The organism is Carboxylicivirga sp. (assembly GCF_982718395.1).
In genome coordinates this window covers 1-17,074 of sequence record NZ_CEXQWX010000029.1, presented here as the reverse complement: position 1 = coordinate 17,074, position 17,074 = coordinate 1, and the positions used below count along the sequence as shown (strand labels likewise).

The window sequence follows — 17,074 nt, the reverse complement described above, 5'->3', positions numbered from 1 at the left end:
TTTAGTCGGGCGATGAGTGTTGTACAACATATTAGGCGACAAACAACTTCCTAAGCATCTCAAAGATGCTAAGGAAGTATGTAAGAATCGATATTATTTCTTAAAAAGATAAGGTTGATCAGGTGTGAGCTTAGTTTCTATTTCCTTACCATCAATAATTAGTGTAACAGTCTTATCATCTTTAGCTGTCAACTTAACTTCGTTTACCAGGTTATTTGACCATTTAATATCCACCTCAATATTACCACGGGCTTTAAGTCCTTTAATCGATCCTTCCTTCCATTGATCCGGTAATGCCGGTAAAATACGTATGATTCCTTCTTCGTGCGACTGAATCAGCATTTCAGCTATCCCTGCAGTATATCCGAAATTACCATCAATCTGGAAGGGAGGATGTGCGTCAAACAGGTTTTTAAACATCGATTTTTTAAACAATAGTCCAATGTGCTTATGCGCCTGGTTACCATCCAATAAACGCGCATAACAGTTGATCAGCCAGGCACGACTCCAGCCTGTTCCAGCTCCACCATTATCAAGACGATGTTGGAGCGTTTGATTCACAGCCTCCAATAATTCAGGAGATTCACTCTTGGTAACCGCTGTACCTGGATGAAAACCATAAAGGTGGGACATGTGCCGGTGACCGGGCTCAACCTCTTCATATTGACGATCCCATTCAAGGATTAATCCACTGTCGCCAAGTACAAAACCCGGACGAAGTTGCTTTCGTTGTTGGGCTATTTTTTTACTTAATTCACTGGTGATATTCAACTCACTGCATGCCTGAAGGTAATTGTCAAATATCTCTGTAATCACTTGTTGATCCATTGCAGAACCAAGACAAGAAGCTACAGGATTGTCATTGTGGTCAATAAACCGGTTTTCAGGAGAGGTTGAAGGTGCTGAAATAAGATATCCGTCTCTTGGATCTTCAATTAACCAATCACTATAAAATTGAGCCACTTGCTCCATGGCTGGAAAAGCCTGTTCCTTTAGAAAGGTTTTGTCGTGTGTAAATAAATAGTGTTGCCAGTAGTGCTGCATTAACCATCCGCCAGCACCAATTGAGCAGCCCCAATAAGCAGTTGGTGCTCTTAGCCATGTTGGCGCCCATAAATCAGTTGCATGTGGAATAAACGCACCTTTGCATCCAAAGTTCTTTTGTGCCGTTGTCTGGCCATTGACTACCAGTTTGTCGACATAATCGAAAAGTGGTTGATTCAATTCATCCAGGTTGGTAACATTGGCCAGCCAGTAATTCATCTGAAGGTTAATATTAAGATGATAATCCGCATTCCACGGTGCTGTGATATGCTTGTTCCAGATTCCCTGTAAGTTGGCAGGATTGGTTCCGGGACGTGATGAACTGATCAGAAGGTAACGTCCATAGTTGAAAAGCATGGCTTCTAGTCCAAGATCAGTTTTTCCGTCGCTGATATTTTTTATTCTTACATCGGTTGGTAAAGTATCATTATTGGCATGAGCTAATTTCAAATTAACCCGGTTATAGAGGCTTTGATAATCTGTTATATGCTGCTGTTTTAAGTCAGCTAATTTGATGCTTGTGGCATTTTCCAAATCTTTTTGGTTTTGTGCCGAAAAATCATCGTGATAATAGGACGAGTTACATACCAGGTATATGATAGCCTCCTTTACCTGATCAAGCTTTAAAGAGTTTTCTGTTGATGTTACTTCTCCTCCCGTGTTCTTAACCTGCACAACTGTTTCGAAACGAACTCCTGAATTGATTGGAGCAGGCTGTGAATCGAATTTTCCATCCATTTGAGTTATTTCACCTGTCATCACCAATTGCTTTTTATCATTGGTTGAAAGGTTGACGGTTGGATGGCCCTTATCATCGGGTCGGCTTAATCTTATTTCGCCGTTTAAACCTTCCGGTACCTCACTTTTAAGGTGTACAACCATTATCTGGTGTGGAGCTGATACAAATACTTCCTGACTGAATTGATAGCCATTGCTTTTATAGTGTGTTGATGAAACAGCTTTATTTAAGTCCAGTTCACGACGGTAATCACTAATATTCTCATGCTTAAAATCCAACCATAAATCACCCATAGTCTGATGCGAGCGAACAATGCTTTTTCGTGAAAACTTTTCTACAAATAGTTGGTCAGCTTCAGTATGTTTTCCTTCAAACAGGAGTTCACGTATGGTCTGTAAGTCATCAGGTGTACCAGCGGGTTCATCCCAACCTAAGTCGGCCGGCCACATGGAATCTTCATTGAGTTGTATACGTTCGTCAGATGTATTTCCGAATACCATGGCACCAAAACGGCCGTTTCCAACAGGTAAAGCCTCGTTCCAGTTTTTAGCCGGCTGTTTATACCATAGTAAATGATCAGATGGTTTTTCTTTAGGTGTGGGTGTGTTACACGACATTAACCCGGTAACCATTATAATCAGGCAGGGGAATAGTAGATTTTTAATAAACATGGATAATGTATTTAAGATTTTGGAAACCTAAATATACTATCTAAATGAGCTATTTAATCCTCTGGGATCGAAATTGGGAAGATTAGAACATATGTGGTATTAATGACTGTAAAAAAGCCAATCAATTATTGATTGGTTTATGCAGACCTGACAGGTTTCTCAAACCTGTCAGGTCTTTATCGTTCGGAAGTAATGCAATTATTACATTACTTATCTATACATTTTATTCACCAGTATATGATCAGCAATGGTCATAGCAGCCATGGCTTCTACGATAGGTACTGCACGTGGCAATACACAAGGATCATGTCGTCCTTTTGTGGTCGATTTTATTTCCTCACCACTTTTGTTCACTGTATTTTGTTCCTTTAAAATGGTGGCAATAGGTTTAAAGGCAACATTGAAATAGATGTCTTCACCATTACTTATTCCACCCTGAATACCGCCTGATCGATTGGTTCTGGTTCTTACCCGTTCTCCATCCATGTAGAATTCATCATTGTGTTCAGAACCCTTTAGGTCGGTTGATCCAAAACCCAAACCATACTCAAATCCTTTAACTGCATTAATCGATAACATGGCCTGGCCAAGTGTGGCATGTAGTTTATTAAAAACCGGATCGCCTAACCCTACCGGTGCATTTTTAATCACACAACTGATAACACCGCCCACCGAATCTTTATTTTTTCTTACGTCATCGATAAATTCAATCATTTTGTTGGCTGTATCGTTATCCGGACATCGAACAATATTACTTTCAGTGTTATCCAGGTTAAGCTCAGTATAAGATTTATCCAACTGTATTGATCCTACTTTAGAAGTAAAAGCCTGGATGCTTATTCCTTGCTGTTGAAGCATCAACTTAGCAATGGCCCCAGCTACTACGCGTGCAATAGTTTCGCGTGCCGAAGAGCGTCCGCCACCACGGTAATCGCGTATGCCGTACTTGCTTTGATAAGTATAATCGGCATGTGAAGGACGGTATACATCTGCTATATTGCCATAATCCTTAGAACGCTGATCTTTATTCCAAATCACAAACCCAATGGGTGTACCCGTTGCTTTACCTTCGAAAATACCTGATAAAAATTCTACCTTATCCTCCTCATTTCGAGGAGTTGTAATGGCAGATTGTCCAGGACGACGGCGATTCAGTTCACTTTGAATAAAATCTTCATCGATGACGGTATTGGGGATAACACCTTCAATAACACCACCAACTGCTTTGCCGTGTGATTCACCAAATGAGGTTAATTTAAAAAAGGTGCCAAACGAATTTGCAGACATATATTGTGATTTGTTTATAGTTTGTAAATAATTGAAGCGTAAAAATAGTTGTTTATAAGCTATTGCCCAAAGGGAAAAGCACGGATTGTACGAAACATGCCCATGATTTCACTTTGTCAGTATGTACAAACGTCATTTTCTTTTTTGGGGGATGTGTCAGGACGTACAAACGCCATTTCCTTTTTGGGGCGGCTTTGTCATTATGAACACGAGCCATTTTCGATTCTGTAATATCAAAAAGGGAGATGAACCTCATCTCCCCATTAAATATGCTAATGTTTTAAAAGTCATTAACCGCAAGAGCAGCCTCCGCCGCAACCGCCTGATCCGGAACCACATCCGGTATCACACGATTCCATAATTTCATCTTCAGTTGCTTCGCGCACTTCTAATACTTCTCCTTTAAAGAATAAATTATCGCCGGCTAATGGGTGGTTAAAGTCCATTTTTACTCTTTCGTCACCAACTTCAAGTACCAATCCGTTAAGGCGGTTACCATGGGCATCCTGCATAGGTACATGATTACCAACAGTTAGAAGATTTTCATCAACTTGTCCTTCCACTTCGAAAATGTTCTTTGGAATTTCAACAATGGCATTTGGATTCACTTCTCCATATGCTTCAGCTGCTTTTAGTTCGAAGTCGAATGCTGAACCTTTAGCCAACCCTTCTAACTTGGTTTCGAACATCTCTAACATTTTGCCAGCACCAAATACAAATCCAAGCGGAGATGCCGACTCTGTTTTCTCAATCACTTCTCCTTCTGTACCGTTGGTTCTTAATTCGTAAGAAAGGGTAACAAATTTGTTTCTTCCGATTTCCATTTTATAAAATTTAGTATTGTTATTTTTTACCTAAAAAATTATTCTTTACTCAAGCATTGTACCACTTTTGTGCACGTGACAATGTTTCATATTTCCTGACAGATAGACGTAAACTGCTGCAAAGTAAACCAGTTTTTTCTTAATCAAGTCATTAATTGTACTAAAAAGACAGTAAAGCTGTAAAAAAGTTCAAAGCGAGTTTAAATTTTAAATCAATACTGTCCGGTTAAACAGATTAAATATGCCATATGGAACTCCGCCATTGTTCCGTATTATTTGCTATCAGCTTATCTATAGCTATGTTAGCCTGATCCAAAAAAGAAAGCAAAAAAGGTCAAGGCCTCCATTACTACCGCGCGAATTGAAAATCGACGAAGTCAATTCCTTCGCGTTGTTATGCTTTTATACCACGCGTGAGGACACGCGCAGTAGCGGTGGAAAGGAAGAGTATTAATTCAGATTGTAAGTCAGTAGCGGATGTAAACTTTAACCAAAACCTCTTCTGCTATATTTCTTCTCAGAAGTTTAGGTATTTTAACCTTGTAGTCTTCTGGTCGAAGGGTGAACTCAGTTTTTAATACAATGCTGTCGCCATAAGATGTGTAGGTGCCTTCCAGCTTAATGCTTTTTGTAACTCCATGTATGGTCATATCACCCTCTGCATAGGCTGCATGAGTCTTTTTAGGTACAATTGAATCGGGATGATATATGTGTCCGGTGAATGTGGCATTAGGATAAATATGCGATTCAAGGTATTTCTCATTAAAGTGTTTTTGCATTAATTTTTTTTTGAACGAAAATTGCTTAATGGGAACAACCACAGCTATTTCGTTATTAGATAAATCAATGATGCTTGTTACAATCTTATTTTCGGCATAGATATTTTCAAGCGGTGCTGATGAGTAAAACGATGCAAAACCATCAGTACTCTGCAGTCTGTCCTGTCCTGATAGAGTTGCAGTATTTATCAGGCAAAATATAACGAGTACTATGGTTTTTAACTGATTCATATTATAAATCGAATGATCGCATTATACTAAAGCCAATGTGAATATCACCATCAAAGAAGTTGTCGTTATCCCAATTATAGGATAAGCCGCTTGTTTGTAATCGGGTTGAGTTAGTTATAAAAATCTGAAATACATGTCCTCCTGTATCAAGGTCGATGCCTAAGGAAAGCGGGTTTCGTCCTGCATCATAGAATGGAGCATCAAAAGTTGGCCAGATATATACATATTCAGTATTAATTGTAGCCGAAGGAGAAATATCAACGCTTATTCCAAACACTGTTGAAAAAATTGAGTGGGGCATTTCTTGCTCATGAACTCTGTTTACATACACAAATGTAGGACTCAGCATGGCGGAAAATGATTTGAACCGTTTTGCCAGAATTACCTGGTTAGCATACTCCAGGCGATCACTAAACGACCTGCTATCATCATAGCTTTTTGTTTTGATATTAACCCCAAATGAATAAGCTATGGATAAAGGCGGATGCTTATCTGTACGCTGCTGTAATAGAGCCAGTTTAATCGTGTTCTGAACGGTTTTATCAAAATCGTTGGAACGAGCTAATGCATAGCTCAATTTATCGCTGACTCCATATTCAAGAGCCAAATCAACATTAAACATCTGATCCAATCCGTACAATTCTTCTAACCCATCTGATATTCGACCAAATAAATGTGAGACTCTGAACTGTAATTCTTTCTTACGCAATTGTTCGGTTGATTGTGTTAGTATCAGGCGGTTACTTTTAAAAATACTTAGCACTTCCTGATCGTCGTTCTGAGCCTGAGACTCCAATTCATTAAGTAAACTATTATTTTGAGCGGTCAGTGAACTCGAAACCAGCAGGCAAATCACAGTAATGCCTACCATGTTTTTATAGCAAGATGTTGGGTGCGACAGCATAGCGGTTTATTTAATATTGTTTACCAATTCCAGAAAGTCCTCAAACTTGTCTATTTCTTCCTGTGGCAGTTTAGGACCACCTTTAGGCATTGTACCATTATTAACCAGACTAAACATGCCTGACGCATTATTAATGGCATTACTTAACTGACCATAATTGCTGGAATTACTTTTGCTGTGGTATCCCTCATGGCAGGAAACACAGTTAGCAGTTATAACCGATTTTAAAGTGTTGTTATAATAACTTTCGGCGGCTTTATATTCTGGTGTTTCTTCAACAGGAGGATCAACATTGTCATCATCGCTTGAAGAGGAACAAGCCGACAGACCAATCATGCAGGCCAAAATAAATATGAACTTTTTCATGATAATGGTATTAATTGGTTAAACAATATATAGTCGAGCTTACTAAGCTCAATTTAAATCAAGCCAGTCATTACAAATCTTTGCCAGATGCCACCTTCGGTTAGTTTTCAATTGGAATTCAAAAGAATACCTACTTAAAAGAACAACACCACTTGTTGGTAATTGTTTAATTATAAGTATGATGAATAAGGTTTATGATTGCATAATTGATTTGAAATAATGATGCCATTATTGATTGATGATAGAGGAGTAAATAAAGGATGAAATTATCTTTTTTTAACTAATAAACTATTCACAAGCGGACAATATGGGTGTAAATTACGCGTCGATGGTATGTCTAACTAAATGATTGGTTATGAACAAGAAAAAGATTTATCAAGAAATTGAGTCAATGTTTGGGCTTGTACCGACATTCTTACAGAAGGTGCCGGTGGATACGCTCGAATTGGAATGGAATCTAATGAAGAAGGTAGGTATTGAGGAGCATGCTATTCCAAACAAGTACAAAGAGTTAATCGGAATTGGTATTTCAGCTGTAACAAAATGTCAGTATTGCATATTTTTCCATACGCAAATGGCAATACTTTTTGGTGCAACTCCTGAAGAAATAGAAGAAGCTGTTCACTATGCTAAGCATACTGCCGGATGGAGTGCTTATACCAATGGCCTTGATCTGGATCTAAATCAATTCAAAGACGAAGTAACAAGAATGTGTGCATTTGTGAAAGAAACTCATGTAGCCCATGCATGAATCTGATTCACTTATTTTATCGATGTTTTCTTAAGATGCCGGACTTTAAACAGTCCGGTGTTTTTGTATAAGTGTTCTTATTAAGCCATCTAAACAAGCAATTTGCAATGCTTTTAACTATTGAAGTAACGTTTTGTCCATGGGCATTGAACAATACATTGCAGGCAAGGTGAGCATTTATATACATTTATTATCTCATCACGATCAAAAGTGATATTCCAATTATTACCGTTAATGGCGTTTGTTGTGCAAATGTTTTGGCAGTTTGAACAGGTTCCACACCTAGGTTCCTGAGGTGAATGGTTAATAGTTTGTAAAGGGGCATTGGTGAGCACTGAACACATACTGATAGCACAGCCATATTCAGGTGTAATCAGCAAGTTGTTTTTACCAATCCAACCTAGCCCAGCTTTTAAAGCAAGTGTTTTGTGGGGGAGAGGAGTTCGATGTTCATCCTTATTATACAAACCTGACTTCTCGATACTAGCTTCGGATTGAGAGTAGGCTTGAAAGCCTAGTTCTGAAATTCTTTCGGTTAGCTGATCAGCCACATGATCGGTGAATAATTCGGTATTATGAAATTCATCTTGCTCAACTTCCTTGTTAAGTATCATTTGCGCCACATAATCAGGTTTATTGGCAACTTTTTTCAGATAAGGTTTTGATAGGGCTTTACCAAATAAAATAGCAGTGGGATAGTTTTGTGTTTGAATCGTCGGCAAATTCGATAGATTGACAAAACGGATGAAGTCCATTTTATTGTAGGAAAGAAATTCTTCTATTAGGGGTTGTACTTGCACTTTGTGTGAATTGAAAAGTAAAACTGCTTCTAAGATAGTGTTTATTGATGAGTGATTGGAAGTATATACGATGAACAAAAACTGCCGGTAAAAACATACCGACAGTTGTGATAATACCTAGATGCTTTAATTTCAAACCCTAAAAGAAGTATTTAGCACCAAAAGTAAATGAGTCAATTCCAAAGTTGAAATTAAAGCCTTGGGATTCATTCTTTGTCTGAGGATAAGAATTGTCTTCGGTCTCATATTTCCTCTTCATATAATTGACCTTTCCTATGGAGGTTCTCATAGCCCATTTACTGCAGTTTATATGCATAAAAGCAATTTCCCTAAAAAAGAAGGCGTGTACAAATATTCATGAGCAGAAAAATGCTTTGGAAGGGCTTGTATGTTTGTACAAGCCCTTCCAAAGCATTTTGGCGACTCTTGTACAAACGTACAAGCGTTCCCAAAACCGTGGGATGCTCCTTGTACAAACGTACAGGCCTTCACCAAAAGCTGCGGCACCAAAAGTACAAACATACAAGCCTTCACCAAACCGTGAGGCAACCTTGTACAAAGGTACAAGCCTTCCTCAAGCAAAAAATCGGACATGCACGCCTAAAAATGTATTTTTTAGCTCATACCTCCAGGAAGAATGTACAGATCGATTTCATTAATATCTACCAATTAATAACCTGTTTTCACTTGTTAGCCTCCTATTGATGTGACCATGCCACTGCCTGAAGAGAATAAACCAGCTCAAAATTCTTATGCTTATTAATTTCAGGTGTGAGATAGGCAATTTCCCAGTCAGAGAATCCATCAAATAGAAATATGTATACTTTCTTTGTTATGCATTGTGTTTTATAAGGTTAGAAATTTTTGTCGGCTGGAAATAAAAAACTAAGGAGTGAGAATAATGAACTCATCATTTTTAATTTGCGTCGCCTCTTCAGGATTAAGCTTTAAGTCACTTATAGCACGTTCCCGAGATGGTTTAAAAGTATAAAAGATCAGGAATAGCAATAGGGTAAACAACAGGAAATAGATTTCTCCACTGATGAAGACAACCACAATCGAAAATAGAGCTGCTCCTTCAACCAATGCCAGCCGAATAATATTAGCGCTATAATACACCTGCATTTTGTCGCTTAGTTTAACTTTTGTGAATGCCGATTTGCATAGCCTTGAATACATCAGTTTACTTACAATAATTGCTATTGCAGCCAAAACAGGCACAACTATTGAAAAAGGGAATGAAAGCCCATGAGTGTTTATTTCACCATTACCTGACTTTATGAATAATACTACGGCTGTAAAACCAACCATGCCAATAAGCATGGCGAAGTAAATGATACTAATAGTCCTGAAAAATTGCTTTGATGTTCGAGATGGATTCATTTTAAATTTTGTGTGTGAGTATTGTTAGCTGTTAAGTTCAGATTGATTTCGCCAACCGATTATAAAAAGCTTTTAACTCTTGCTTTTTATGTTGTTCAAGGCCATGCCAGCGAATACCTTGTATGGCACCTTCAAGGGCATAGAGCATATTCAGGCATACTCCGTTATTTTCAAGCGTGGCAATCTTCACAATAGCATTTTCGCTGCCCATTTCTTTTAACTCCTCTAGAGTATTAATACCTACAGCATTGAGTTTATCGGCTAATGTTTTACCAATATTAGGTAGTTGCGTTAAGGAATTCATTCTTATATTATTTAATTTGGATGTTCAATCCATCGGTATTAAGTCCCTTATGCGGATTATCCGACTTTTTATAGCTTAACTCAATGGCATTAACAATATCATTCGGCAACTTAATCTCAATCGCATTTTTGGGAGTCGTGTTGGTCGTAAATATAAAATCCTCACCGTTGATGTTTAAAGAAAGTTCATCGGTACCTTTATTCTTCGGGTAATTAAGAGTAAGCATGTAGTTCTCTTTTTTATGACTTGTTACATGCCATTTCAATTTAATAACTGTTGGTTTGCTGGAGTAGTAATCATGACCGCTATAGCTATGGTATTTCACACCGTTTTTTTGATGAAGTATCGTTTCAGGATTATCATCTAAAGCAATAAGCTTAGAAGGTGTATAAGAAAGATCTCCAGTGTATTCTACAACAATTACAGTAGCAAAACGATCTTTGGTCATGGATTCAGGCAGGTTTATTTCCAGGTTTCCATTAACAAACTGATTTGGTATTTCTGTGTCAGGGTTAGCAAGAGGATATATTTTCCGGACTTTAGCATTAACACCTTCCAGTACGAGTTTATTATTTTCAGGGAAATCAGTAATACTCAGGTATAGTTGTCCGGGCTTAGCCGTGATATATCCCCAGGAAGGCTTTTCAATAACCGACTCGTGCGTATTATAGATCGCTTCACCGTTAACCTTCAGCCACTCACCAACAGCTTTTAGTACGTCTCTTTCAAAAGGAACAATTGAACCGTCTGCTTTTGGACCAATGTTTAACAGGTAATTACCTCCAGCACTGATAATATTTAGCAGATCATGGATTTTTTCCTCAATCTTACCATTTAAATCGGTTCTTTCTTGCCACGAACGGTAACTCCATGTTTCATGGAACATGGATGCGGGGGTTTGCCATGGAACACCCATTTTGAATTTAGGTTTGTAATTATCACCCATGACAACAAAATCACCCTGATCGTTCCATATTCTGCCACTTACAAGACAGTTAGGTTGTAACTTTTTAACTAAGTCGGCTATTTCTTTGCTTTGTTGATATGTAGGTGCACTCATATCGAACCACATTTCAGATATATCGCCATAATTGGTGAGTAATTCTTCCACCTGATTGAGGTTATACTGATGATGAGCTGGTGGGATTGAGTCGGAATTACGTGTTGAAACAAAAGGTAAAGCACCCTCATAATCCCAATCAATTAATGAGAAATAAACACCAAATTTAAGCCCGTGACGTCGACATGCATCAGACAGTTCTTTAATGACATCTTTTTTGTATGGCGTTGCATCAACCACATCGAATTGAGAGTATTTTGTATCGAACATTGAGAAGCCATCGTGATGTTTTGCAGTGATAACAATCGATTTCATACCAGCCTCTTTGGCTAGCTGCGCCACAGCATCGGCATCCCATTTAGTTGGATTAAACGATTTGGCCAGTTCACGGTATTCCGATGTAGGGATTTTGGCATGTCCTTTTATCTGTTCGCTATATCCGGTTATTTGTTTATCGTTCCAGATACCTGCAGGTATTGAGTAAATTCCCCAATGAATAAACATCGAGTATTTTTGATTTTGCCACTCCTGAAGGTTATCGTTTTGTGACTTTGTTTGTTGCAAGTCAATTTGTGTTTTTGGACTATTGCAAGAATCGAACAGCATTAAAGCTAATGCCATTAATGGAAAAAACTTAAAGAAATATTTCATAGTGTAATGGATTAGGGGAGAGTCAAAAGTTTATTTAATGATTTATACGAACATGTTATAGATGATTCTGAATTGAATATCCTCGAATCATGTGGTATATTTCAATTTGTTAATTACCATACCTATTAATCATGGCATAGATGTCCAGACTGATGTATTTACCATCTTTGAATTCACAGTCAACCATTGTGCCTTCATGATTAAAATCAAGCTTGGCCAATGCGTTCTTACAGTTTGTATTTTTAGAATCTACATATCCTTCGATGCGATGCAGGTTTAGTTTTTCAAATCCATGCTCAACAATTCTCGGTAGCACTTCCCTCATGATATCTTTTCCCCAATAATCGGGTAGCAGCCATAGACCAATTTCAGCTTTTCTGTTGGCAGAAGATAAATCATTTAAACCACCGGCACCACAGAATGAATTATCATCTTTAGATGATATGGCCCACCAAATACCTTTATTTTCTCTTTCAAGACTTACAAACCAGTTAAGCTGCTCTTGCGTGGCTTGAAGAGTCTCGTAGCTAACTCCATAATATTTGATAACTTCAGGATTTGAGAGTCCTTTATAAACGTTTTCCAAATCATCCGCTTTAAACTGTCTTAGGATAAATCGTTTCGTTTCAATAGTTGGAAATTGATCAATCATGTTCAATAGTATTTAGAGTATTAATATCCTGTTGTAAATAGGTTTCTTGCACCTTTAATTCCACATTTTTGGTAATGATTATATACCTGGGCTGCTTGCTCTTCAATATCATGCCCGGTTTCGTTATTAAGCCAACCAGTTATAGCTGCGTTTAACGTATATGCTTCAGGTGCCATTAAGTGAGTAGTCCAAAGAATGGGATTAGCTTTGGTATTTGATAATTCTGGTGAAAAATATTCCTTACTATAACAAGCCAAAATGATTGCATCCTTTTGCATTATAGAGTTTTCAGAATAAGCAACATCAACATTAAAATCCATTAATCCATTATGCCCCACATAAGCCACCAGGTCAGCTCGACCTCCAATATGTATTACTTTATCCTTATAGGTCACACTATCTTTCAGGTTCTCATTGGATGCTAATAGGAAATCTTCGATACAACTTTTAATTTCTTCACCGTCATAAGCATCTGCAAGCATATAAACATTTTTTTTTTCTTTTTTAAACAGTTGTCGATCAAGAATATTTGCATTCTGTGTTTTTATGGAAGATACTAGTTCCCACTCCGATGTTTTATTTTTGAAGAATGACCTGACACCAAATGCCGCTCCCCAATATAAATTTGTATCCGGATTTTTACCATCGCCCAATGAAGAAGAAACAGGTACAATTCCTTGAAATTCATTGTCACACAAGGCAACATAAACATGGATTGTTTTCAGTTGTCCACAAATGGAACTACATAAGAGGTGCAAACATATTATTACAAGGGTTGGTTTCATTAATTTGCTAGTTGCAGTTATCTATTTTGGTTTTAAGAAGGTGACTGATAAAATATGCAACTAAAATAACCATTTATGCAGATAATGCAAGAAAAGGGAGGATTGATTTATAATGAGAAAAGAGCCTGTGAAACAAGGCTGAAAGTCAAAATGAATTGACTCGCTTTCTTTTTTCACAGGCTCTAAGATATATATTAACCCAAATTTATCAGAAATCATCTTCCATACCACCGCCATTACCGTTGTCTCTTTTCTTTTGTATGAAATTATTCAGGCGGTAACTTAAGGTGAACGATACCATTGGAGCTTTACGTATTTGTTCCTGGTATTGGTAAAAATCAGGGCCTTCGGTGATTGATACACGCTGAGAAGTACTAAATACATCACGCACCTGCACCACGGCTGATAGTTTGCGGTCAAACATATCCATACGAACAGCAGCATTCATGTAATAGTTTGCTTCCGTTTCACCCTGAGCTGTAACGGTTGGACTATCATAAGTACCATCGATTTGAAGCTTGATGTTTTTACGTAAAGCAAATGAGTTATTAAGACGGGAACTCCAGTTGAACGAAGAACGATCAGCAACCTCGTCGTAATTACTTTCAATGCGATAATCGAAGATATTACCCATTACATTCATTTCCCACCATTTGGCTACCGGTATATTAATCATGGTCTCAATACCCAACGAGTAATCTGTTCCAATATTATCGTAGGTGCGTAACCATACCTTCGGATCTTCTTCATATGGCTTTCGGATACCTTCTATTTTATCGTGTGTGATCCGGTAGTAGGCTTCGACTGAGAGTTGCATTTTGTCCCATTGTTTTAAATAGCCAACATCAAATGCATCGATGTATTCCGGTGCCAAATTCGGATTACCACGTCGCACATTGAATTGATCAACCCAGGTAACAAATGGTTCAAGATACCAACCACGGGGACGGTCAATACGACGCGAGTAGCTGGCCATTATCTGATTTTCCTTAGGTAGGTTATATGACAAGTGCAGAGTAGGGAAGAAGTCAAAACGATCTATGATATAGGTTTCGTCGGCACCACTCGAACTAACTGTACGGTCTGTATATTCTCCTCTTAAACCGGCCTGGTAACCAAGATCATTAATTTGACCTTTATAAACCGAATATAAGGCGTAGATGTTTCGATCCATAGTGGTGGTATTTCTGCTTTGAATATCTTCTACAAATCCACCTTCGTCTTTGTCCCACCGGAATAGTTCTGTTTCATCATCGCCCACCCCGGTGCGTCCCTGAAAACCGGCTTCAAAAACATTATTTTCACCTAACGGTTTTGTATAATCCAGACGTAGTTCCCATCGTTTATTTGGTCCAACTTCTGTTGTGCGTGTTCCATCTTGAATTTCTCCATCCTGAGAGAGGTAATTCTCTGAGAATTCATCCCCATCATACCCTCGATAGTTTAATTGAGCTGCAAATTCATGACCTTTTTGGGCAAATTTATGTGTATAATTGGCAGTTAAGGAATAATAAGTACCGCTTCGTTTCGATTCGTTGACACTATAATATTCGGCAATGGAGTCTTTGTCTAAATAGCGTTCGAAATAATTTAATTGCGATTCATGTGACATATTAAATTCTCCAACACGGGCGCTGAAACTTAAGTTATCGCGCTTGCTGATATCCCAATCAATTCCACCACGGAAACCGCCACCATAAAATCTGCGTTCATTATCACCATCCGCTTCAATAATCGCTCTGTCGCCGTCTATGTAGTTTTCCCGACTTGTAAAAGTTGTTCCAGGCCCAGGACGGTTGTTATAGTCAGCTCCAATATTGAAGTTAACATTTTTCTTGCGCCAGTTCAATAGAAAATCGCCACCATACATTCCATAGGTACCAGCTTTGGCATTTACAAGACCTTGCACACCAGGTGTTCTGTTTTTCTTGGTGATGATGTTGATAATACCACCAGTACCGTCGGGCTGATACTTGGCTGAAGGATTGGTTATAATCTCAATGTTTTCGATCGTTGATGCAGGTGTCTGACGCAGCACATCGCTTGGCTCCAATACTGTTGGTTTACCGTCCACCAAAACTGTAAAGCCAGTACTTCCTCTAAGGGATACATTACCTTCAATATCTACTCTGATTGAGGGAACATTCTCCAGTACTTCAACAGCTGATAAGGAGGCTGATGTCATTTGTTCTCCTACCGAAACCACTTTTTTATCAATATGAAACTCTACTGACTGACGATCTGCAATTACTTCCACTTCTTCCAATGATTGATTTTCTGATCCCAGAGTAATATTTCCGAGGTCAATCATATCACGGCCACCATCAACTACAATATCGTCGTAGCGTTTGTTTTCATAGCCTAAAAAGGAAACTACAACATAGAAGTTACCTTCCTTAAGTCCTTTAATCTTAAAATTACCATTGGCATCGCTGATGGTTCCTGTAATTACACTGTCGTCATCTGCGTTGTAAATGGCCACAGTTGCATACTCAACGGGTGTTTTTGACTTACCGTCATATATCTTGCCTTTAACAATGCCATCTTTTTCAGGAGAGTTAGCCAGTATAGAGGCCGAAAGAAGCATTACAAATAAGAGGGTTACAATCTTCACGTTCACTTATCTTTTAGGTTGTTTATTTAATAATCTGAATAATCAGACGATACCTTCATTGTTATCCTGCGCAATAAAAGAACAAAATGTCCTTAAAAAAGATTAGTGGATTGGAGCGCCATTGAGATAATACAAACTTGATTTGCCTGCCTTTTACTTTTGTATGAAATCATAAAATGCTGGTAATTATGCAGGTTTTATAAGTTGTTGAAACGAATTGTGCCGACTGATTATTGTATGGGTGAAAGTAGTTATCTTCGCATCCATATAGAGAATATTTAACATGTCATTAACAAAACAAGAGCTTGAACGCTATAAGCGTCATACGATATTACCCGAAATAGGAATTGAAGGGCAGGAAAAACTTAAAGCTGCATCCGTACTACTTGTTGGTACTGGTGGACTTGGATCGCCAATCGCCATGTATCTGGCAGCTTCGGGAGTTGGACATATCGGACTAATTGATTTCGATGTGGTGGATGCAAGTAACCTTCAACGTCAAATAATTCACAAGAATAGCCGGATTGGAGATGCCAAGACAGAATCGGCTGCAGAAACACTTAAGGAGATCAATCCTTTTGTAGAATTGAGCCTTTATAATGAGCCTTTAAGCAAAGAGAATGCATTGGAAATAATAAAGGAATATGATATTGTTTGTGATGGGACTGATAATTTTGCCACTCGCTATCTGGTTAACGATGCTTGTGTTCTGACAGGAACTGTAAATGTTTTTGGTTCAATCAGACAATTCGAAGGTCAGGTAAGTGTGTTTGGTACGTCAGATGGACCATGTTATCGTTGTTTATTTCCGGAACCTCCTGAGCCAGGAACTGTTCCTTCTTGTGCCGAAGCTGGTGTATTAGGTGTTTTGCCAGGTGTAATCGGTACTTTGCAAGCTACCGAAGTGATTAAACAAATAACAGAAATTGGAGAACCACTGGTTGGGCGTTTGCTTAATTATGATGCTCTTCAAATGCAGTTTGGAGAAGTTAAGTTTATGAAAGACTCAGACTGTCCCTGTTGTGGAGAAAATCCTAATATAACTGAGCTGATAGATTATGATACTTTCTGTGGAAGCAAATCTCTAACTCCTAATGAAGACAACATCAGTGCTGAAGAACTGAACAAATGGCTGCAGACTGACAACTTGCCGGTATTAATCGATGTTCGCGAACCAATCGAACTCCTTCAAGGGCTGATACCTGATTCTATTAACATTCCGATGCAGC

General features: G+C 38.3%; 15 protein-coding genes. 2 read left to right on the top strand and 13 right to left on the bottom strand.

Annotated features, from left to right (window positions below; translation table 11 throughout):
• Positions 1–93: 93 nt before the first annotated feature.
• The 6 genes from AC4MRQ_RS07705 to AC4MRQ_RS07680 all read right to left on the bottom strand — a co-directional run bounded on the left by AC4MRQ_RS07705 (position 94) and on the right by AC4MRQ_RS07680 (position 6,845).
• Positions 94–2,454 carry a glycoside hydrolase family 95 protein gene (locus AC4MRQ_RS07705; protein WP_491197083.1) on the bottom strand — a complete coding sequence of 787 codons (2,361 nt, stop codon included), beginning with the start codon at positions 2,452–2,454 and terminating at the stop codon, positions 94–96.
• A 210-nt stretch (positions 2,455–2,664) separates the two neighbouring features.
• A complete protein-coding gene (gene aroC / locus AC4MRQ_RS07700; protein ID WP_491197082.1) occupies positions 2,665–3,741 on the bottom strand; it encodes a chorismate synthase in 1,077 nt (358 codons plus the stop codon).
• Positions 3,742–4,031: 290 nt separating this feature from the next.
• A complete protein-coding gene (locus tag AC4MRQ_RS07695) occupies positions 4,032–4,565 on the bottom strand; it encodes an FKBP-type peptidyl-prolyl cis-trans isomerase (RefSeq protein WP_491197081.1) in 534 nt (177 codons plus the stop codon).
• A 467-nt stretch (positions 4,566–5,032) separates the two neighbouring features.
• Positions 5,033–5,575, bottom strand: coding sequence for a YceI family protein (locus tag AC4MRQ_RS07690; RefSeq protein ID WP_491197080.1), 543 nt, complete (start codon positions 5,573–5,575; stop codon positions 5,033–5,035).
• A gap of 1 nt (position 5,576) precedes the next feature.
• On the bottom strand, positions 5,577–6,446 hold the full coding sequence (locus tag AC4MRQ_RS07685) for a DUF5777 family beta-barrel protein (protein WP_491197079.1): 870 nt from the start codon (positions 6,444–6,446) through the stop codon (positions 5,577–5,579).
• Positions 6,447–6,485: 39 nt separating this feature from the next.
• Positions 6,486–6,845, bottom strand: a complete 360-nt coding sequence (locus AC4MRQ_RS07680; RefSeq protein ID WP_491197078.1) for a hypothetical protein — start codon at positions 6,843–6,845, stop codon at positions 6,486–6,488.
• A 355-nt stretch (positions 6,846–7,200) separates the two neighbouring features.
• Here AC4MRQ_RS07680 and AC4MRQ_RS07675 point away from each other — a divergent pair, with 355 nt between their 5' ends.
• Positions 7,201–7,596: a carboxymuconolactone decarboxylase family protein gene (locus AC4MRQ_RS07675; RefSeq protein WP_491197077.1), complete on the top strand. Its 396-nt coding sequence runs from the start codon at positions 7,201–7,203 to the stop codon at positions 7,594–7,596.
• Between the two features lie 113 nt (positions 7,597–7,709).
• Here AC4MRQ_RS07675 and AC4MRQ_RS07670 read toward each other — a convergent pair whose 3' ends face one another.
• The 7 genes from AC4MRQ_RS07670 to AC4MRQ_RS07640 all read right to left on the bottom strand — a co-directional run bounded on the left by AC4MRQ_RS07670 (position 7,710) and on the right by AC4MRQ_RS07640 (position 15,845).
• Positions 7,710–8,396, bottom strand: a complete 687-nt coding sequence (locus tag AC4MRQ_RS07670) for a hypothetical protein (RefSeq protein WP_491197076.1) — start codon at positions 8,394–8,396, stop codon at positions 7,710–7,712.
• A gap of 885 nt (positions 8,397–9,281) precedes the next feature.
• Positions 9,282–9,779 (bottom strand): hypothetical protein, encoded by a 498-nt coding sequence (locus AC4MRQ_RS07665; protein ID WP_491197075.1) that lies wholly within the window; start codon positions 9,777–9,779, stop codon positions 9,282–9,284.
• 37 nt (positions 9,780–9,816) lie between these two features.
• Entirely contained in the window at positions 9,817–10,083 is a 267-nt protein-coding gene (locus AC4MRQ_RS07660; protein ID WP_491197074.1) for a TfoX/Sxy family protein, read from the bottom strand.
• Positions 10,084–10,090: 7 nt separating this feature from the next.
• Positions 10,091–11,794, bottom strand: coding sequence for an alpha-L-fucosidase (locus AC4MRQ_RS07655; protein ID WP_491197073.1), 1,704 nt, complete (start codon positions 11,792–11,794; stop codon positions 10,091–10,093).
• Between the two features lie 109 nt (positions 11,795–11,903).
• The gene (locus AC4MRQ_RS07650; RefSeq protein WP_491197072.1) at positions 11,904–12,446 is read right to left on the bottom strand and encodes a GNAT family N-acetyltransferase; all 543 of its coding nucleotides are present in this window, start codon (positions 12,444–12,446) and stop codon (positions 11,904–11,906) included.
• A gap of 20 nt (positions 12,447–12,466) precedes the next feature.
• Positions 12,467–13,231 (bottom strand): hypothetical protein, encoded by a 765-nt coding sequence (locus AC4MRQ_RS07645; protein WP_491197071.1) that lies wholly within the window; start codon positions 13,229–13,231, stop codon positions 12,467–12,469.
• A 208-nt stretch (positions 13,232–13,439) separates the two neighbouring features.
• Positions 13,440–15,845 (bottom strand): TonB-dependent receptor, encoded by a 2,406-nt coding sequence (locus AC4MRQ_RS07640; RefSeq protein ID WP_491197070.1) that lies wholly within the window; start codon positions 15,843–15,845, stop codon positions 13,440–13,442.
• A gap of 283 nt (positions 15,846–16,128) precedes the next feature.
• On the opposite strand from AC4MRQ_RS07640, the gene moeB reads away from it, so the two are divergent.
• Positions 16,129–17,074 (top strand): molybdopterin-synthase adenylyltransferase MoeB (gene moeB / locus AC4MRQ_RS07635; protein ID WP_491197069.1); only part of this gene is annotated, 946 nt, incomplete at its 3' end.